Annotated in this window: 17 protein-coding genes; 12 read left to right on the forward strand and 5 right to left on the reverse strand. The window is 34.2% G+C overall.

The window, feature by feature from the left end; all coding sequences use genetic code 11:
• Window positions 1-56: 56 nt before the first annotated feature.
• The gene (locus OGZ34_RS21960; protein ID WP_263361746.1) at window positions 57-1,247 is read right to left on the reverse strand and encodes a DUF5009 domain-containing protein; all 1,191 of its coding nucleotides are present in this window, start codon (window positions 1,245-1,247) and stop codon (window positions 57-59) included.
• Between the two features lie 115 nt (window positions 1,248-1,362).
• Here OGZ34_RS21960 and OGZ34_RS21965 point away from each other — a divergent pair, with 115 nt between their 5' ends.
• On the forward strand, window positions 1,363-2,100 hold the full coding sequence (locus OGZ34_RS21965; protein WP_263361747.1) for a tyrosine-protein phosphatase: 738 nt from the start codon (window positions 1,363-1,365) through the stop codon (window positions 2,098-2,100).
• A gap of 6 nt (window positions 2,101-2,106) precedes the next feature.
• Here the strand turns inward: OGZ34_RS21965 and OGZ34_RS21970 are convergent, their stop codons facing one another.
• Window positions 2,107-3,525, reverse strand: coding sequence for an undecaprenyl-phosphate glucose phosphotransferase (locus OGZ34_RS21970; RefSeq protein WP_263361748.1), 1,419 nt, complete (start codon window positions 3,523-3,525; stop codon window positions 2,107-2,109).
• Window positions 3,526-3,685: 160 nt separating this feature from the next.
• Between OGZ34_RS21970 and OGZ34_RS21975 the strand changes: the two genes are divergently transcribed.
• On the forward strand, window positions 3,686-4,651 hold the full coding sequence (locus tag OGZ34_RS21975) for a T9SS C-terminal target domain-containing protein (protein ID WP_263361749.1): 966 nt from the start codon (window positions 3,686-3,688) through the stop codon (window positions 4,649-4,651).
• 51 nt (window positions 4,652-4,702) lie between these two features.
• Here the strand turns inward: OGZ34_RS21975 and OGZ34_RS21980 are convergent, their stop codons facing one another.
• Window positions 4,703-5,539 carry an alpha/beta fold hydrolase gene (locus tag OGZ34_RS21980; protein WP_263361750.1) on the reverse strand — a complete coding sequence of 279 codons (837 nt, stop codon included), beginning with the start codon at window positions 5,537-5,539 and terminating at the stop codon, window positions 4,703-4,705.
• A gap of 60 nt (window positions 5,540-5,599) precedes the next feature.
• Entirely contained in the window at window positions 5,600-6,742 is a 1,143-nt protein-coding gene (locus tag OGZ34_RS21985; RefSeq protein WP_263361751.1) for a helix-turn-helix domain-containing protein, read from the reverse strand.
• A 158-nt stretch (window positions 6,743-6,900) separates the two neighbouring features.
• Here OGZ34_RS21985 and OGZ34_RS21990 point away from each other — a divergent pair, with 158 nt between their 5' ends.
• From OGZ34_RS21990 to OGZ34_RS22015, 6 genes are all read left to right on the forward strand, one after another.
• Window positions 6,901-8,763 (forward strand): ABC-F family ATP-binding cassette domain-containing protein, encoded by a 1,863-nt coding sequence (locus tag OGZ34_RS21990; protein WP_173966124.1) that lies wholly within the window; start codon window positions 6,901-6,903, stop codon window positions 8,761-8,763.
• Between the two features lie 89 nt (window positions 8,764-8,852).
• Window positions 8,853-9,218 (forward strand): four helix bundle protein, encoded by a 366-nt coding sequence (locus tag OGZ34_RS21995; RefSeq protein WP_263361752.1) that lies wholly within the window; start codon window positions 8,853-8,855, stop codon window positions 9,216-9,218.
• A gap of 102 nt (window positions 9,219-9,320) precedes the next feature.
• Complete coding sequence (locus OGZ34_RS22000) at window positions 9,321-9,782, forward strand: FKBP-type peptidyl-prolyl cis-trans isomerase (protein ID WP_263361753.1); 462 nt, start codon at window positions 9,321-9,323, stop codon at window positions 9,780-9,782.
• 81 nt (window positions 9,783-9,863) lie between these two features.
• Entirely contained in the window at window positions 9,864-10,655 is a 792-nt protein-coding gene (locus OGZ34_RS22005; RefSeq protein ID WP_263361754.1) for an O-methyltransferase, read from the forward strand.
• A 50-nt stretch (window positions 10,656-10,705) separates the two neighbouring features.
• Window positions 10,706-11,557: an alpha/beta hydrolase family protein gene (locus tag OGZ34_RS22010; protein WP_263361755.1), complete on the forward strand. Its 852-nt coding sequence runs from the start codon at window positions 10,706-10,708 to the stop codon at window positions 11,555-11,557.
• A gap of 128 nt (window positions 11,558-11,685) precedes the next feature.
• Window positions 11,686-12,090 carry a helix-turn-helix domain-containing protein gene (locus OGZ34_RS22015; RefSeq protein WP_263361756.1) on the forward strand — a complete coding sequence of 135 codons (405 nt, stop codon included), beginning with the start codon at window positions 11,686-11,688 and terminating at the stop codon, window positions 12,088-12,090.
• A gap of 441 nt (window positions 12,091-12,531) precedes the next feature.
• Here the strand turns inward: OGZ34_RS22015 and OGZ34_RS22020 are convergent, their stop codons facing one another.
• A complete protein-coding gene (locus OGZ34_RS22020) occupies window positions 12,532-13,191 on the reverse strand; it encodes a DUF6565 domain-containing protein (RefSeq protein WP_173966130.1) in 660 nt (219 codons plus the stop codon).
• Between the two features lie 297 nt (window positions 13,192-13,488).
• On the opposite strand from OGZ34_RS22020, the gene OGZ34_RS22025 reads away from it, so the two are divergent.
• The 4 genes from OGZ34_RS22025 (at window position 13,489) to secA (ending at window position 18,701) form a co-directional block, all read left to right on the forward strand.
• Window positions 13,489-14,175, forward strand: coding sequence for an ABC transporter ATP-binding protein (locus OGZ34_RS22025; protein ID WP_173966131.1), 687 nt, complete (start codon window positions 13,489-13,491; stop codon window positions 14,173-14,175).
• Window positions 14,176-14,330: 155 nt separating this feature from the next.
• Window positions 14,331-14,900: a cob(I)yrinic acid a,c-diamide adenosyltransferase gene (locus tag OGZ34_RS22030; RefSeq protein ID WP_173966132.1), complete on the forward strand. Its 570-nt coding sequence runs from the start codon at window positions 14,331-14,333 to the stop codon at window positions 14,898-14,900.
• Between the two features lie 150 nt (window positions 14,901-15,050).
• Window positions 15,051-15,272 (forward strand): DUF2795 domain-containing protein, encoded by a 222-nt coding sequence (locus OGZ34_RS22035; protein WP_007138072.1) that lies wholly within the window; start codon window positions 15,051-15,053, stop codon window positions 15,270-15,272.
• 87 nt (window positions 15,273-15,359) lie between these two features.
• On the forward strand, window positions 15,360-18,701 hold the full coding sequence (secA, locus tag OGZ34_RS22040; protein WP_263361757.1) for a preprotein translocase subunit SecA: 3,342 nt from the start codon (window positions 15,360-15,362) through the stop codon (window positions 18,699-18,701).
• Window positions 18,702-18,720 lie beyond the last annotated feature (19 nt).

Consider the following 18,720-nt stretch of genomic DNA (forward strand, 5'->3'; position numbering starts at 1 on the left):
TTTCAGGTTTCAGGTTTCAAGTTCAAACTACACCTGAAACCTGAAACTCCATCTCTTTACAGATGCAATTGAATTTTAAACCTATTCATGATTTTCATCACATAAAGCATAATAACCGAAAAAACTAAAGACCAGATAATCCCCGGAACTCCTTCTCTAAAATATCCCGGAATAATATGAATATTAATAGTCTTGCAGAAATAATAGATAACACCCGGCAGAATATAAATCAATAACGGATTTGCAGCAGCGGGCATAAAGAAATTACTCCATTTGGTTTGTTTTTTAAGTTCCATAAGCCAATACAGAAAATAGAACAAAACGGTACAAATTGCCGCCGAAAACATTGTCCAGGACGGAGTTCCTTTTATTTTTGAAATTCCAAAATACGGTCGCAACAAATATCCTGTTACAAAAAACAAAACAACAAAACCTAATACTCCCCAATTGATTTTAGCAGGTATTTTTCGATCGAAAAACAGTAACGAAATTACTACTCCGGCAGCAACTAAGGAAGCATGAGTTAAGTGTCCTGCAATAAAACTCAACCATTGTATTTGATGCAAAACGGATCCTTCTGTCAGATTTACCGAATTTGCTGCAACACATAGGACTAAAAAAGCAATCATTGCCCCCAATTTTCCACAAACCAGCCAGTAATACACCACTGTAAAAAGATAAGCCCAACCAATTAATCCCAAAATTCCCCACCATTTTGGCGTCATTCCAATGTTGCCGGTATCCTGAACATATAAAAAGTAGAGTGCTATTAAAACCACTATTCCACCATATTGCAGGCTATTTTTTAACCACAACGGAAAATCCTTAGCATATTTATTCCAAATTGGAATAGGCATTAAATAAGCTAAAAATCCCCAAAATGCCGGTGAAATAATCATCTTAGCGGCATCGTAACCTTCAGCGGCATTGACCATAAAAACACCTATAATTATGAGAGCCAAAGCTCTTTTTAAAGTATGTGTCCAAATCGTTTTTACACTGTCCCCTTTGATCAATCGGGCATTAAAAGCAAACGGAACAGACATTCCCACAATAAATAAGAAAGCCGGAAAAACCAGGTCTACAAAAGTCATAGCATCAGCATCTGCCGGCATATGTTTCATCCATTGCGGCACATTGGTAATACTGGCCAGCTCATTTACAAAAATCATAACAAAAATTGTGATTCCGCGTAAAGCGTCTATCGAAATAATTCTTTTGTTGTATAAATTTTCTTTTATTTTCATAAATCATTAGATTTTAAGGAATCTCAAATATAATATAATTATGAAATGGCGAGTTACAATCGTTACATTAAAATTAAAGCATCACAAATTCTTCTTATTTACATACTTTTGCAACATGTTATCCTTTTTAAAATCAAAACCTCTTTTAAAAGACCTGTTGTCGGATCATTATGTTGATATTCATTCGCATATCTTGCCCGGAATTGACGATGGCGCAAAAACTATAACCGATACAATAAAACTTGTCAATGCCTTTCGAGAAATGGGATTGTCGCAATTTATCACTACTCCTCACATTAATCATTATGTATGGAATAATTCGGCTCCGATTATTACAACAAAACAGCAGGAGACTAAGCTTTTATTAGAAGAAAATCATATTAAGATTCCTTTTCAGGCTGCCGCAGAATATTTTATTGACGATTGGTTTGAGAATCATTTCAAAAACGAAAAGCTTCTCACACTAAAAGACAATTATGTATTAGTAGAAATCTCGTATCAAAATGCTCCTCTCCTACTGTACAAAACTCTTTTTGAATTACAGGTAGCCGGATACATTCCGGTTTTGGCACATCCGGAGCGCTATTTGTATTATCGAAAAGATTTTAATGAATATGAAAAGCTAAAAAAAGCAGGCTGTTTATTTCAGTTAAATTTGTTGTCTATTGTAGGGTATTATGGAGAACGAATTAACAAAACGGCAGAAGAACTTCTCAAAAAAGGGATGTATGATTTTACGGGAACCGATGCACATCACATGAATCACATCAGAGCTTTTGATCAAAAAATAAAGATCAATAGTATTTCTAACCTAAAAGAAGTTATTTCCAACAATCAGTTTTTTAAATTCTAAACCTTATCAGTACGCATTTTCTTCTCCTTTTGCAATATTGATGATCGTTTTTATAATGATTTTAATATCTAACATCAGACTCCAGTTCTCGATGTACCAAATATCATATTCTACTCTATTTTCCATATCAACTAATTTTTTGGTTTCGCCACGGTAACCATTTACCTGTGCCCAGCCAGTAATACCAGGCTTAGCATACTGACGCACTAAGTAATTATTAATCAAATCGCTATATTCTTTCGCTAGATTTATCATATGTGGTCTTGGCCCTACGACTGACATGTCACCTAAAAAAACATTAAAAAACTGCGGCAACTCATCGATACTGGTTTTACGAATAAACGAACCAAATTTCGTTACACGACTATCTCCTTTTTCGGCTTGTTTTCGATGCGCCAAACGATTGACATACATACTTCTGAATTTATAACACATAAACGACCGATTATCACGACCTGACCTTTCCTGCTTAAAAAATATTGGGCCCGGAGATTCAATTTTAATAATCAGCATAATTATAGGAAACAGCCACGGAAATACCAGCAAGATTACAGAAAGTGAAAAAACAATATCAAATGCTTTTTTCACCAGTCGGTTTACCGCAAACTCCAAAGGTTCAGTTCGAAACATCAAAACAGGTGTATTTTCATAGAATGCAACTTCGACTTTACTGGATTTTGTATACAATTGAAAATCCGGAATAAACTTAATACGCACCATGTTTTGCTCGCAAATCTGCGTCAGTCTATTTATGATTTCAATTTGATCGATGTGCAGTGCCACATACATTTCATCGACCTTACTTTGGACAACAAATTCATGAATCGCATTAAAATCGCCTAATACAAGAGCTGAATCCACAATTGAAGCATCTATATCCTTATCGAAAAAGCCTAAAAACTTATACCCGTAAGTCAGGTCTTTTGCCAGTATCTTGCGCATTCTTTCTCCAGACTCATTGGCTCCAACAATCACAAATGTTTTAAAATTATAGCCCTTAGCCCTGATATACTTTAAAAGCTTCATTGATAAATAGCGGGAAATCATCAATAATCCGAAAAAAATCAAATAAAAAGAAAGTAATCTGAGCCTTGAAATTTCATAGTATTTGAGGTACACCACAAAAATTGAAATTAAGGCAGCGTGAATTATTAACTTCTTAACTGTTCTAACCAATATCGATTCGATAGGCTCAACCCTTACACTTCTGTTCGAATCATTTTGAAACAACAACCCTACCCAAATTAAAATCGCCAACAATGCAACTGTTCGTTCTTCTTTTGACAAAAGTTTATCTAAGCTACCAAATCTTGTCAATGCAGACAACAGCGTTGCTAAATTCAGCAACACAACATCAACACAAACAAATAAAAGCTTGAAATAGCGCGAAAAACGATAATGCGACAGTTTCTGTAAAATTTCCATATCTGGGATCTATGACTTATTCTGGACTAAATAAAAACTGATTAAAAATCCGTTAAAAATTAGTAGTGCAAAATAGTATTTTAATTATATTTTTTGGCACTATTTAAAATCTATATTTAAAAGTTTACTTTTATGTTATGCAAATTTAATATTGCAGATCATGATTAAGACTATTTTATTCTTTTGCTTCACTATCTCTTTTGCTAATGCGCAGGTTTTAGGCTGTACCGATCCGCTTTCTAAAAATTATAATCCAAATGCAACAGTCAATGACGGAAGCTGTAATTATAAAAAAATCAAGTTAAAACCTATATATTCCAAACTCCTTAATGATTCGATCAAAGAAACCTCGGGATTAATCGCCTTCGATAATTTACTTTGGACACACAATGACGATCATGACAAAACGATCTACGGCTTAGATTCATTGGGAAAAATTCGAAAAAAAATTGTTTTGGAGCAAGTCGTTAATCACGACTGGGAAGAGATCTCGCAAGACAGTTCTTATCTGTATGTTGGCGATTTTGGAAACAATCTGTCCGACAACAGAACGGATCTGCACATTTTAAAAATAGAAAAAAAATCATTCTTAGAAGGAAACCCAACGATTGAAAACATTTCGTTTCGATATGCTGATCAAACGGATTTCTCTCCTAAAAAACCGAACACAGCTCGCTTTGACTGCGAGGCCTTTATTGTATCTAAAGACAGTATCTATTTGTTTACCAAACAATGGAAAACATCCAAAACAAATATTTATGTTTTGCCTAACCAATCCGGCAGTCACGTTGCACAGCTAAAACATAGCCTAAATACAAAAGGCCTGGTAACCGGAGCTACTTATGTAGCCTTTAAAAAACTAATTGTACTATGTGGTTATTCCAAATTTGGCAAACCGTTTCTGTACCTGTTATACGATTACAAAAGCACTGATTTTGTATCGGGAAACAAACGAAGAATCAATTTAAAACTCCCTTTTCATCAAATAGAAGGAATCGCAACATTAGATGGTCTGCATTATTACTTAACAAATGAAGCTTTAGTTCGAAAACCAATCCTCAATGTACCACAGCAGATTCATTATTTTGATTTGACTTCATTACTGAATTCCTATCTCCATAAATAAACTTTTGCGGAATTTGATTTTGTATTAAACCAAATTCCACAAAGCACATTTTTATTTTATTTTAGACAGCAATAAATTAAAATTATCAATCACCAAATTGGGTTCATCCTTCATAATGTAATGCCCTGATTTTGTAGTTGTAATGTGCATAAAATCAGGAACTCCTTCTTTTAATAATTCATGCGCCTTAAACCATTTTTGTTTATCTGATTCAGAAGTAGATGCATCGACTTTTAAGCTCGAAATTACAATTACAGGAATATTTGGCAAATGTGGAAGTGTCGCCATATACTGAGAATCTTCTATTATTTCTCTGGCTTCTAGTGTTCCACCAAAATTTTCTCCAAAATTGGCCTTATAAAGATTATAAAGCATATTCTCCTCCTCTTGCGAAGGCTGATTATAATATTCGTGCGATGGATCTATAAATAATAATCCGGCAACTTTAGAAGCATTTTTAACAGCATAATCTCTAATAACCATTCCGCCAAGCGAATGCCCGATAAGAATAACTTTTCTACCATTCGAAAAATTATTAATTACCGTTTCGAGTTCACTTCTTAATTGATTTATATTTCTTGGTTTTGAATCTTTTTCAGATTTTTCATAACCGGCTCTGTCATATGTTAAGACATCTGATTGGGTACTTAATTCTATGGGTATTTTTTTTTCGTTCCAAACAGAATGTCCGTCTCCGAGTCCAGATTCAAAAACTACCAAATATTTTGAGTTGTGAATAATGGAGTAAGCGGCCAATTTATGAGTTCCAACTTCTACTTTTGTTTCTGTTAAAGCTTCAGTATTATTATCACTGTCTTTATCGCACGAAACGAATGTAAAGAATAAACTTAGTCCAATTTTTGCAATACTTTTTTTTGCTGATTTCATTTCTTTAAGATTAAAATTTTCAGCAAAAATCCCTAAAAAACAAAGGCTGGTCGTTCGGGTTTATAAAGTAGTACCTATTTGTTTCTTATATTCTGACGGAGTTTGTCCTGTGACTTTTTTAAATGTGGTATTAAAAACCGTTTTTGAATTAAAACCTACAGAAAATCCAATTCCGAGTAAACTTAAACGATCCGTTTCAGAATCAATCATTAATTTTTTAGCTTCTTCAATTCGGTATCTGTTTATAAACTGATAGAAATTTTCATCAAATCCATTATTGATTACGTACGAAAGTATATGGGTAGAAATTTTCATCAAACCAGCCAGTTTTACCAAACTTAAACCAAATTCTAAAAAAGGCTTTTCGGTTTCCATTAATTGTAATAATCTGATTTTTTGTTCTTCCAATTCTTCAGGAGTCAGCAATTGTTTTCGTTTACCTTCCGGCAGAGAAGTTTCTACAATAATATTTTCTATTTCTTCTTTCTCTTTTAAACTATAGGGAAAGATTTCTTTTTGTTTCTGCCAATAATAAGTTATGTAGAGAATACTTAAAAAGTAAATCAAACTTGTCAGGACATCGAAGGTTTTGTTTCCTTCGGATATTTGAAACACAATATCAAGAATCCAAAAAATCGTGATAAAAACAACACCGACAATAATATTTTTCAGCCATTTTAAATCCAGATTCTCAGAAGTAGAATTTAAAATTTTAATCGTTTTTTCATGTTTAACAATTTTTTGGTAAGCCAGAAAACAATAAATAAAAACGTATAGGCTGAAAACAAAATTAAATATTGCTATGGTTTTCTGTACAATTTCCGGACTTATGTCTTCAGGTTTATTGTTGTCGTCTATTACCCAGGAACTAACAAGAAGAATAAAGATTAGGAAAGCGAAACTAAAATGCAAGTAATCAATTGCTTTCCATTTTCTAACTGGCTCGATATAATAACTCACACTTAGATAAAATATCGGAGCAACAACAAAACTGGAAATGTTTATTAATTGATTCAGAATATCATCTTCTCCAAGTATTTTGTCGTCTACAATAACATTTTCAAGTAAGATTAAAAAAATACAGCCGATAAAAGATCCAAACCAGCGATTGGCTTTTATGTTGATCTTATTTTGATTTACAAAAATCATAAATGTCAGTAAAAATGCTGCACCGCAAATTATTGCATTGAATATTGAGTACATAAAACAATTTTGATCACAAATCTAAGTAATTAAGTTTGTCTTAGTCAACTTAAATAAGATTAACAATTCGCAAATCGTAAGATAAAAGTTTACTTTTGCAAAAAGTTATGTTTTCTAAAATACTCATAACTCATAATTTATAACTTACAATATACAAAGTGAATTACTTATCTGTAGAAAATATATCAAAGTCCTTTGGCGAAAGAACCTTGTTTGACAACATCTCTTTCGGAATCAATAAAGATCAAAAAATTGCCTTTATCGCAAAAAATGGTTCGGGGAAAACAACCATTATGAGCATTATCAATGGCTTGGACGAACCTGATACAGGTCAGGTTGTTTTGAGAAAAGGAATCAGAATGGCTTTTCTTTCTCAGGATAACAACTTACAAGAGGAGTTGACTATTGAAGAAAGTATCTTTGCTTCAGACAATGAAACGCTTAAAATTATTGAGGCTTACGAAAAAGCACTTGAAAATCCGGACGATGAAGAAGCCTATCAAAAAGCTTTTGACGGAATGGATCAGCATAACGCCTGGGATTTTGAAACGCAATACAAGCAAATTCTCTTCAAGTTAAAACTGGAAGACTTTAAACTAAAGGTAAAAAATCTTTCAGGAGGACAAAAGAAACGTCTTTCATTGGCGATCATTTTGATCAATCGTCCTGATTTATTGATTCTGGATGAGCCAACCAACCACTTAGATCTGGAAATGATTGAATGGTTGGAGAGTTATTTTGCCAAAGAAAATATTACCTTGTTTATGGTAACGCACGATCGTTTCTTTTTAGAGCGTGTTTGTAACGAAATCATCGAACTTGACAACGGGAAACTATACCAATACAAAGGAAATTACTCTTACTATTTAGAGAAAAAAGAAGAACGAATTACCTCTGAGAACGCCAGTGTTGACAAAGCCAAAAACTTGTTTGTAAAAGAACTGGAATGGATGCGCCGTCAGCCAAAAGCGAGAACTACAAAATCGAAATCCCGTCAGGATGATTTTTATCTAATTAAAGAAAAAGCACAAAGTCGTCGTCAGGAAAATAAAGTAGAACTTGAAATTAATATGGAACGTATGGGAAGTAAGATCATCGAGCTTCACAAAATTTCTAAAAAATTCAAGGATCATGTGATTCTGGACAACTTTAGTTTCGATTTCCAACGTGGAGCACGTATCGGAATTATTGGTAAAAACGGAACCGGAAAATCAACTTTCCTGAATCTGCTTACCGGAACACTTCCATTAGACAGCGGACGTGTCGTAAAAGGAGATACCATCAAAATTGGCTATTATACACAAACAGGAATCAACCCAAAACCCAACCAACGTGTAATTGATATCATTAAAGAATACGGAGAATTTATTCCGTTGGCCAAAGGACGAATGATCTCAGCTTCACAATTATTGGAACGTTTTCTTTTTGATGCTAAAAAACAATATGATTTTGTCGAAAAATTAAGTGGAGGAGAATTAAAACGTTTGTATTTATGTACCGTTTTGATTCAGAATCCGAACTTTTTAATTTTAGATGAGCCTACGAACGATTTAGACATTGTAACGCTAAACGTTTTAGAAAGTTTCCTTTTAGATTATCCGGGATGTTTACTGGTAGTTTCGCACGACCGTTATTTCATGGATAAAATTGTTGATCATTTATTTGTCTTCAGAGGAAATGGCGAAATTGAAAACTTCCCTGGAAACTATTCTGATTTCAGAGCTTATGAAGACAGTGCCGATGTGGCTCAAAAAGAAGAAAACAAAGCCGAAAAGAAAGACTGGAAACAAAATAATCCAACCGGAAACTTAACTTTCAACGAGCAAAAAGAATATCAAAAACTGGAAAGAGAAATCAAAGACCTCGAAATTGACAAAACCAAAATCGAACAATTATTCTCTGACGGAAAAGTTGCCGATACCGATATCGAAAAGAAAGCAAACGAATTGCAAAACATCATCAATAAAATAGATCAGAAAGAAGAACGTTGGTTCGAGCTTTCGGCTAAGATCGAGGGATAATTTTAGTTTTTCAGTCTCAGTTTTTCAGTCTCAGTTTTCAGTCCTGCTTATAATGAAAGAAAAATCTTAATTTAGCATAAAAACTAGTTATGGATTTTAAAGATTTATTGGCCTATAAGAAATCATTTGAACTTGCAATGGAAATTTTTGAATTGTCGAAAACGTTTCCTAAAGAAGAAAGGTTTTCTTTAACGGATAAAATACGTCGATCTTCGAGAAGTGTTAGTGCTAATATTGCTGAATCATATAGAAAAAGAAGATATACAAATCATTTTATAAGTAAATTAACGGATAGCGATGCCGAAAACTCAGAAACAAGTACTTGGCTCGAATTTTCGTTAGAATGCCAATACATTACAAAAGAAACATTTGACAAACTAAATATTAAAAATCTCGAAATTGGACGATTAATAAATTATATGATCAACAATCCAACTAAGTTTGGATGTGGATAAAACTAACTACCATTACAAAACTGAAAACCGAGACTGAGACCGAGACTGAGACTGAAAACTGAGACTAATTCCTTATATTTACGACCTTAAAAAAACACCATAATGAAAAAATTATTAGCTTCACTACTACTTACTGTAATGCTTTTTGTTTCTTGCTCAAAAGATGAAAAAGAAAAAGATTACACAGCTCAAAACGAGAAAGAAATTGTCGATTATATTGCCAAAAACAAACTAACAGCGCAAAAAACCAGTTCTGGACTGTACTACTTTATTGACGTTCCCGGAACCGGAATTCAGCCAACGGCAAAATCTAATGTAACCGTAGCTTACAGAGGTTCTTTTATCGATGGAACGGTATTCGATCAAAGTAATTCAGATGGAATCTCTTTCAATTTAGATGAAGTTGTAAAAGGCTGGACAGAAGGTATTCCTTATTTTAAAACTGGTGGAAGCGGAATTCTTCTTGTTCCTTCGCATTTGGGCTATGGCAGCAAAGGAAATAAAAAAATCCCTGGAGGTTCAGTACTTATTTTTGATATTAAGTTAATCAAAGTAAACAAATAAAACTGGCTTGCTCAATGACCATTCCAATTTTTAAAGCAGATCAAATCACAACTTCAGAGCATCATTGAAAGATAAAACATCATGTTATTTCAAATAAAGTCTTATTTAAAATTTCTTTGGAATTCCAAAAATGAACACGGAGTGCATTCGCCCTTCGTGTTTCATTTATTGACGAAATGTTTTTATGATAAGAAACCCAAACCGGAGTACAAAATCCTTAAGAACTACAGGAAATCACTTTTAGAAAATAAAAATTTCATTGAAGTAACCGATTTTGGTGCCGGTTCAAAAATTTTCAAATCTAACAGAAGGCAAATTTCAAAAATTGCTTCCGCAGCCGGAATTTCTCCAAAACGAGCTGAATTGTTATTTAGAGTTACCCAATATTTCAAGCCCGAAAATGTGTTAGAAATAGGAACTTCGTTAGGTATGGCAACTGCAGCTTTGTCTTTAGGAAATACAAAAGCAAAAGTTATTACATTAGAAGGCTGTCCAAATACGGCAAATGTTGCTCAAAATCAATTTACGAAATTTGATTGTTCTAATATAAATTCGATTGTAACAGAATTTAAAAACTATCTTCAGGATATTCAATTGAGACTGAAAACAGAGACTGCAAACTTCGATTTAATCTATTTCGACGGTAATCATTCTAAAAAAGCAACTCTGGAATATTTTGAGCTTTTACTACCAACAATCAACAACGATTCGGTTTGGATCTTTGACGACATTCATTGGTCAGAAGAAATGGAAGAAGCCTGGGAGATTATCAAAAATCATCCTAAAGTAACCGTTACGATTGATACTTTTCAATGGGGATTTGTCTTTTTCAGATACGAACAGGAAAAAGAACATTTTGTGATTCGCACTTAACAAATTTCAGTATACAATTTTTATTACATTTGTTACTATACGAAGTTTATATGAATGCAATCAAAATTGATACACCTTTAGAATACTCTATAGCCGTAACTGAATTTCTTTCAGACAATCCAAATGCCAATTGTGTTATTATTGCTTCTGCCACAGGAGTTAAGCAAAATTATTATCAGAATTTTTCAAAATTTTTATCTAAAAACAATTACTCTGTTTTCACCTTTGACTATGGAGGAATTGGCGATTCTAAAATTCAATCACTTTCTAAGTTTTCTACAACAGCTTCAAATTGGGCACAAAACGACTTTGAAAGCGTAGTTAAACATGTCAAAAATAAAAATCCAAACAGCAAATTATTCATCATAACACACAGTATTGGCGGTCAGCTTATTGGCTTAGTTCCTTCGAATAATTTATTTGACGGCGTTATAATGGTTGCATCACAATCTGGAAGCTGGATACATTGGAAAGGATTTGACAGATTAAAAATGAAATTTTTATGGTATGTAATAATCCCCTCTTTCTGCAGAATTTTCAACTACCTACCTTCCAGTCACTTTACCCGAATGGAAGATTTACCTAAGGGAATGGCACTCGAATGGGCTAAATGGTGCAAAAAACCGAACTATCATTTTGACTCCATCGAAAATGTAAAAGAGAGCTATGACAAAATAAAATGCCAAATAAAATCCTATAGCATCGACAATGATTTTTATGCCACTGTGCCAGCAATCAACTGGATTGTATCACAATTCAAAAATGCTGAAGTCACCAGAACGCATTTAAAAGCCGAAGAATTTGGCGTAAAAGATATTGGGCATTTTGGCTTTTTTAAAAAGATATTTAAAGAGAGTATTTGGGAACTCTTTTTAAAGGACTTAAGGAAATTTGAGAATTAGCACCTTCTAAATTAAGGTATAATATCTGACAAAAACAGATGTTTTATGAGATGTTTTTTTATCTTTGAAATTTACACTTTTAGTACAGATAGCTTTATCTTTGAACCTTCAGAAAAAAGACACTCATTATGGAACAGAAAATTCATCAGGGAAGAAATGTAAAACGCTTCAGAGAAATGCTTGGCATCAAACAGGAAGCATTGGCTTATGATTTAGGAGAAGACTGGAACCAGAAAAAAATTTCTATGCTGGAACAGAAAGACATAATTGAAGACAGTTTACTAAGACAAATCTCTAATTCCCTGAAAATTCCTGTTGAAGCTTTTCAAAATTTTGATGAAGAACAGGCGATAAATATTATTTCAAACACATTTCATGATACTCAAGGCTTAATAAATTACAGCCCAACTTTTAATAATAATCCAATTGAAAAGATTATCCAATTACATGAAGAAAAAATTGCATTATACGAGCGTATGCTAAAAGAGAAAGATGAAATGATGGCAAGGCTTGAAAAGTTAATTGGCAAATAATTTTTTTTGCGTTCACGAGCAAGATACTCACACCCAATGTCATTAAATTAAACTTTTTTAAGATCGTTATGACTCATTTTTTTTGTAGAGACATCACTTCTTTGAGTATTAAATTTACTGAATAGCCTCCTGCTTCAGCTGGAGGTATTTAATATGCGTAACAATTAGGCTTTAGCCAAATCCTGCGTTTTTGGCTAAAGCCATTCAGCTTGTTTATACACAAACTCCAGTTAAAGCTGGAGCCAATTCAAAAAAGCTTCCAGGCTTTAAGGCTCCGCGAGAGATTTATTAGATACAATCGTACAAAGATACTTTCTTTACTTAAAGATATTGTAATCACGCCAACAAGGGGTAAAACTAAAAAATAATTAAATTACTTGGCATAAAAAAAGACAATCATTTCTATTCTGACTGTCTTTTTTACTAATTCAATTTACTTCCTTATTTTTTTGCAGCTGCCGTTTCTTCAGACTTCGCACCCATTCTATTTAAGGTGTACATTGGAGCAAATTTCAACTTCAAACCGGCAATTTTGCGATTGTCTTCGCCTGTTAAGCCTTCTTTTTCAACTGTATTTTTTCGGCTGTCAAGTGCTTCATACATCAATTTAATTTCGTCCCAGTCTTCACGGGAATAACTGTCTTTATTTTTTTCCACCGTATGCACAAACTGTTGATATACACTATGAATGTTTTTAGCATTCACCCAGGCAAAACTCATATCTTCTCCAATCTTTCCTTCACCAAATAGAGCATTACGCAACTGCTGTTTTGGACTAGGCGCTGGAGGAGCAAGAATAGTTACCATATTATTTCTAAATTCTTCGTATTTAATCTTACTCGTATTTATTTTCTCTGTTGCGGCACTATTTTCTTTAATATCAGCAAGTGCCAGTTGAGCATTAGCAGCTCTTGTTTCATACTCTGCTTCAACGGCTTTCCAATCAGCCTTTAAATCGTCAGCCTTAACATTTTTAACGGAGTCGACATAAGCAACATAAGAGTCGATTGTTTTTTGAGCCTGTTCCTGTTTTTCATCTTTACACGATACAAAACCTAAAGCGATTAACGCAATTCCGGACAACAATGGTATATTTTTCATAATCTGATTATTTAAAGTTAGATTTCAAATATACCTCTAAAAACACTTGTAAAATCAATAATTACAAATATTTTAACATTATAAATAAAAATAAAATATTAAAAATGGCAATTATGTAAATTTAATTCAAAATTATGCAACATTTTTTTTAGTCTTTAAGCATTTAGTCGAAAAAAGTTGAAACAACAACCGAATTCATATACAGCAATAGAACTTCTGTAACAAAAATCAATTTGAGGCTACTTATCGTTTATTGAAAAGTGTTTTGTACTTTTAAATCCAAAATTGTAAATCGAAATGGCAAATCCATTAATTAAAATAACCAAGATCAAACGAGATTTTGTGCTAGGTAACGAAATTGTTTATGTTTTGAAAGGAATCAATTTAGAAATCAACAAAGGTGAATATGTGGCTTTAATGGGGCCATCAGGATCCGGAAAATCGACTTTAATGAATCTGTTAGGTTGTTTGGACACGCCAACTTCAGGACATTATATTCTGAACGGAAAAGATGTCAGCCAAATGGGAGACGATGAACTGGCAGGAATTCGAAACAAAGAAATTGGTTTTGTATTTCAGACTTTTAATCTATTGCCCAGAACAACTGCCTTAGACAATGTTGCATTACCCATGATTTATGCCGGATATTCAAAATCTGAGCGCACCAAACGCGCTGAAGAAGTTTTAAAACAGGTAAATCTCGCAGACCGAATGGACCATCAGCCTAATCAGCTTTCCGGAGGACAACGCCAACGTGTTGCCATTGCAAGAGCTTTGGTAAACAAACCTTCGATTATTTTGGCCGATGAGCCAACCGGAAACTTAGACAGCAAAACCTCTGTAGAAATCATGAAGCTTTTTGGCGACATTCACGCGCAAGGAAACACAGTGATCCTTGTAACCCATGAAGAAGATATTGCAGCTTATGCACATAGAGTTATTCGTTTAAGAGATGGATTAATTGAAAGTGACACCACGAAATAGTTTAATCGTTTATTTGGTTAATTGTTTAATTGGAAAAGAAACTTAGTAGTCACTTAGTATCTTAAAATCTTTAAAAAAATTCTGATTGTAAATTGGTTCAAACGTGAAAAACCTTAGAATCTTAGTGCCTCAGAACCTTAGCATCTTTAAAAAAAATGAAAGTATATACAAAAACAGGAGATAAAGGAACAACCGCTCTTTTTGGAGGTACACGTGTTCCTAAAGATCACATTCGAATTGACAGTTATGGTACTGTCGACGAACTAAACTCTTATATAGGACTTATTCGCGATCAGGAAATGGATGCCCATTATAAAACCATTTTAATCGAGATTCAGGATCGTTTATTTACCGTTGGTGCCATTTTGGCAACACCACAAGAAAAAGAAGTCTTAAAAAATGGTGAGCTTCGTTTGAAGAATCTTGGAATAATTGATTCTGATATCGAATTGTTAGAGAACGAAATTGATCAAATGGAGGAAAGTCTTCCACAAATGACTCATTTTGTTTTACCTGGAGGACATCCCACTGTGTCACATTGTCATATAGCACGTTGTATTTGTCGTCGCGCCGAGCGTTTGGCAGTACATTTAAGCCATAATGAACCCGTTCCTGAAATCGCAATCCGATACTTAAACCGACTTTCTGACTACCTTTTTGTATTGGCACGGAAGTTGACCTCTGACTTACATGCGGAGGAAGTAAAATGGATTCCGAGAAAGTAATTCAGTCGCAGTTTTCAGTTTTCAGACTGTAAACTGTCACAGAAAACTGAAAACTAAATGAAACGTTCTTAAATTTTATTAAAATAAATCAAATTTTACTTGTCTTTTTCGGTAAAAAATTTATTTTTGCACAAACTAAACAGATAACAGATGTATTGGACATTAGAATTAGCATCTTATTTAAGTGATGCGCCATGGCCTGCTAACAAAGACGAACTTATTGACTACGCTATTAGAGCTGGTGCTCCATTAGAAGTAGTAGAAAACCTTCAGTCAATTGAAGACGAAGGCGAGATATATGAATCAATGGAAGAAATTTGGCCTGATTATCCAACAGACGAAGATTATCTTTGGAATGAGGATGAATATTAAAAAATAAACCAAAGGAAAAAGTCTCATCACCGAGGCTTTTTTTTTGGTTCAAATACACATTTACATAAAATAGAAATACAATAAATCATGAGTTTCATAAACAGTATTATAAAAGTCTTTGTAGGTGATAAATCACAGAAAGATGTCAAAGCTTTACAGCCTTACTTAAACAAAATTAAAACATTCGAAACTAGCTTAATGAGTTTGTCTCACGACGAATTAAGAGCGAGAACCGTATTTTTTAAGGAGAAAATAAAAGAAGCCAGAGCTGATAAAGATGCTAAAATTGCTTCGCTTAAAGCAGAAGTAGAAAACATCGAAGACATCGACAAAAGAGAAGATCTTTATGATGCTATTGATACTCTTGAAAAAGAAGCTTACGAAATCTCAGAAAAAACTTTATTGGAAATCCTTCCTGAAGCTTTCTCTGTAGTAAAAGAAACGGCACGTCGTTTTAAAGACAATTCGTTTATTGAAGTTACTGCAACAGCAAAAGACCGCGAATTCTCTGCTGCAAAAACATATGTTACCATTGAAGGCGATAAAGCGACTTGGGCTAACAAATGGAATGCTGCCGGTAAAGAAATTACCTGGGACATGATTCACTATGATGTTCAGTTAATTGGTGGTATGGTTTTACACGAAGGTAAAGTTGCCGAGATGCAAACGGGTGAAGGTAAAACTTTAGTTGCGACGCTTCCACTTTACTTAAATGCTTTAACCGGAAACGGAGTTCACTTAGTAACTGTGAATGATTACCTGGCAAAACGTGATAGTACCTGGAAAGCACCTTTATTTGAATTTCACGGTTTAACGGTTGATTGTATCGACAATCACCAGCCAAGTACAGAACAAAGAAAAAAAGCATACGACGCCGATATCACTTACGGAACCAATAATGAATTTGGTTTTGACTACTTAAGAGATAACATGGCACATTCGCCAAGCGATTTAGTACAAAGAAAACACAATTATGCTATTGTCGATGAGGTCGATTCTGTATTAATTGATGACGCCAGAACTCCTCTTATTATCTCTGGACCAGTTCCACAAGGAGACCGTCACGAATTTAATGAACTGAAACCAAAAATCGAAAACTTAGTAGCACAGCAACGTCAGTTAGCGAACGGTTTCCTGTCAGAAGCTAAAAAATTAATTAAGGAAGGAAACACTAAAGAAGGTGGATTCTTATTGTTAAGAGCTTACAGAAGTTTACCTAAAAATAAAGCATTAATTAAATTTTTGAGTGAAGAAGGAATCAAACAATTACTTCAAAAAACCGAAAATCAATACATGCAGGATAACAATCGCGAAATGCACAAAGTGGATGAAGCTTTGTATTTTGTAATTGAAGAAAAAAACAATCAGGTTGAATTGACTGACAATGGTATTCAATACCTTTCAGGAGATACTGATTCGGACTTTTTCGTACTTCCGGATATTGGAACTGAAATTGCCGCTATCGAAAAACAAAAACTGGACAAAGACGGTGAAGCAGAAGCTAAAGAAAGATTATTCCAGGATTTTGGAGTAAAAAGCGAGCGTATCCACACCCTTACCCAGCTTTTGAAAGCATACGCTCTTTTTGAAAAAGATGTAGAATATGTGATCATGGACAACAAAATTATGATTGTCGATGAGCAAACAGGTCGTATCATGGACGGTCGTCGTTATTCTGACGGTTTACACCAGGCGATCGAAGCTAAAGAGAATGTAAAAATCGAAGCTGCTACACAAACTTTTGCAACAGTTACATTACAGAATTATTTCAGAATGTACAGCAAATTAGGAGGTATGACAGGTACGGCTGTTACAGAAGCCGGAGAGTTATGGCAGATTTACAAATTAGACGTTGTTGAAATTCCAACCAACCGTCCGATCGCGAGAATAGACAAAGAAGATTATATCTATAAAACTACACGTGAGAAATTCAATGCTGTAATCGAAGATGTTACTGAACTATCAAACGCAGGAAGACCAGTTTTAATTGGAACAACTTCTGTAGAGATTTCAGAATTATTAAGCCGAATGTTAAAAATGAGAGGCGTTACGCATAACGTTTTGAATGCTAAAATGCACAAACAAGAGGCACAAATCGTAGAAGAAGCAGGAAAAGCCGGAGTGGTAACTATTGCAACCAACATGGCTGGTCGTGGTACCGATATTAAATTAACACCGGAGGTAAAAGCTGCCGGAGGTTTAGCCATCGTTGGTACCGAGCGTCATGATTCACGTCGTGTAGACAGACAGTTACGTGGTCGTGCAGGTCGTCAGGGAGATCCGGGAAGTTCTCAATTTTATGTTTCGCTTGAAGACAACCTAATGCGTTTATTTGGTTCTGAAAGAGTAGCTAAAGTTATGGACAGAATGGGACTTCAGGAAGGTGAAGTTATCCAACATTCTATGATGACTAAATCTATCGAGCGTGCTCAGAAAAAAGTAGAAGAAAACAACTTTGGTGTTCGTAAACGTTTATTAGAATATGATGACGTAATGAACTCTCAACGTGAAGTAGTATACAAACGTCGTCGTCACGCATTATTTGGTGAGCGTTTGAAACTGGATATTGCAAACATGCTTTATGATACTTGCGAATTAATCGTAAGCAACAATAAAATAGCTAATGATTTCAAAACATTTGATTTTGATTTAATTCGTTATTTCGGAATTACATCTCCAATTTCTGAAGCAGATTTTACAAAATTATCAGATATTGAAGTAACTGGAAAAGTGTACAAAGAAGCTTTAGCATTTTATACTGAAAAAACAGAAAGAAGTGCCAGAGAAGCTTTCCCAATTATTAAAGGAGTTTACGAAGAGCCAAACAATCATTTTGAGCGCATTGTAGTTCCTTTTACTGACGGTATCAAAACGCTGAATGTTGTAACTGATTTGAAAAAAGCATACGACAGTGAAGGAGCTCAGTTAATTGCTGATTTTGAGAAAAACATCACACTTTCTATCGTTGATGAGGCCTGGAAAAAGCACTTGCGTAAAATGGACGAATTGAAACAATCTGTTCAATTGGCCGTTCACGAGCAAAAAGATCCATTGCTTATTTACAAATTAGAAGCTTTCAATTTGTTCAGAGGAATGTTAGACAACGTTAATAAAGAGGTAATTTCATTCTTATTCAAAGGTGATTTACCAGCTCAAAACGTTCCTGAAATTCAAGAAGCTAAAGAAGTACGTCAAAAAGAAAACTTCAAATTAAGCAAAGACGAAATCGTAAACAGCGAGGAAATCAACCGTGAAGCGGGAGAAACACAACAACGTCAGGTTACAGAAACAATTGTGAGAGACATGCCAAAAATCAACCGTAATGATACTGTAACAGTTCAGGAAGTTGCAACCGGTAAAACAGAAACAATGAAATTTAAAAAAGCGGAATCTTTAGTAGCCTCAGGCGAATGGGTTATCGTTAAATAAAGTAAAGCCAACAGGTTTT

The organism is Flavobacterium collinsii (assembly GCF_946903285.1).
Lineage (GTDB): Bacteria > Bacteroidota > Bacteroidia > Flavobacteriales > Flavobacteriaceae > Flavobacterium > Flavobacterium collinsii.

What these genes read in the sequence shown, in the direction of transcription:
- OGZ34_RS21980 (WP_263361750.1), bottom strand. Translation starts at nt 5,539, where the DNA reads ATGAAATCAGCAAAAAAAAGTATTGCAAAAATTGGACTAAGTTTATTC.
- OGZ34_RS22000 (WP_263361753.1), top strand. Translation starts at nt 9,321, where the DNA reads ATGAAAAAATTATTAGCTTCACTACTACTTACTGTAATGCTTTTTGTT.
- OGZ34_RS21995 (WP_263361752.1), top strand. Translation starts at nt 8,853, where the DNA reads ATGGATTTTAAAGATTTATTGGCCTATAAGAAATCATTTGAACTTGCA.
- OGZ34_RS22035 (WP_007138072.1), top strand. Translation starts at nt 15,051, where the DNA reads ATGTATTGGACATTAGAATTAGCATCTTATTTAAGTGATGCGCCATGG.
- OGZ34_RS21965 (WP_263361747.1), top strand. Translation starts at nt 1,363, where the DNA reads ATGTTATCCTTTTTAAAATCAAAACCTCTTTTAAAAGACCTGTTGTCG.
- OGZ34_RS22020 (WP_173966130.1), bottom strand. Translation starts at nt 13,191, where the DNA reads ATGAAAAATATACCATTGTTGTCCGGAATTGCGTTAATCGCTTTAGGT.
- OGZ34_RS21975 (WP_263361749.1), top strand. Translation starts at nt 3,686, where the DNA reads ATGATTAAGACTATTTTATTCTTTTGCTTCACTATCTCTTTTGCTAAT.
- OGZ34_RS22030 (WP_173966132.1), top strand. Translation starts at nt 14,331, where the DNA reads ATGAAAGTATATACAAAAACAGGAGATAAAGGAACAACCGCTCTTTTT.
- OGZ34_RS21960 (WP_263361746.1), bottom strand. Translation starts at nt 1,247, where the DNA reads ATGAAAATAAAAGAAAATTTATACAACAAAAGAATTATTTCGATAGAC.
- OGZ34_RS22010 (WP_263361755.1), top strand. Translation starts at nt 10,706, where the DNA reads ATGAATGCAATCAAAATTGATACACCTTTAGAATACTCTATAGCCGTA.
- OGZ34_RS22015 (WP_263361756.1), top strand. Translation starts at nt 11,686, where the DNA reads ATGGAACAGAAAATTCATCAGGGAAGAAATGTAAAACGCTTCAGAGAA.
- OGZ34_RS22005 (WP_263361754.1), top strand. Translation starts at nt 9,864, where the DNA reads ATGTTATTTCAAATAAAGTCTTATTTAAAATTTCTTTGGAATTCCAAA.
- secA (WP_263361757.1), top strand. Translation starts at nt 15,360, where the DNA reads ATGAGTTTCATAAACAGTATTATAAAAGTCTTTGTAGGTGATAAATCA.
- OGZ34_RS21970 (WP_263361748.1), bottom strand. Translation starts at nt 3,525, where the DNA reads ATGGAAATTTTACAGAAACTGTCGCATTATCGTTTTTCGCGCTATTTC.
- OGZ34_RS22025 (WP_173966131.1), top strand. Translation starts at nt 13,489, where the DNA reads ATGGCAAATCCATTAATTAAAATAACCAAGATCAAACGAGATTTTGTG.
- OGZ34_RS21985 (WP_263361751.1), bottom strand. Translation starts at nt 6,742, where the DNA reads ATGTACTCAATATTCAATGCAATAATTTGCGGTGCAGCATTTTTACTG.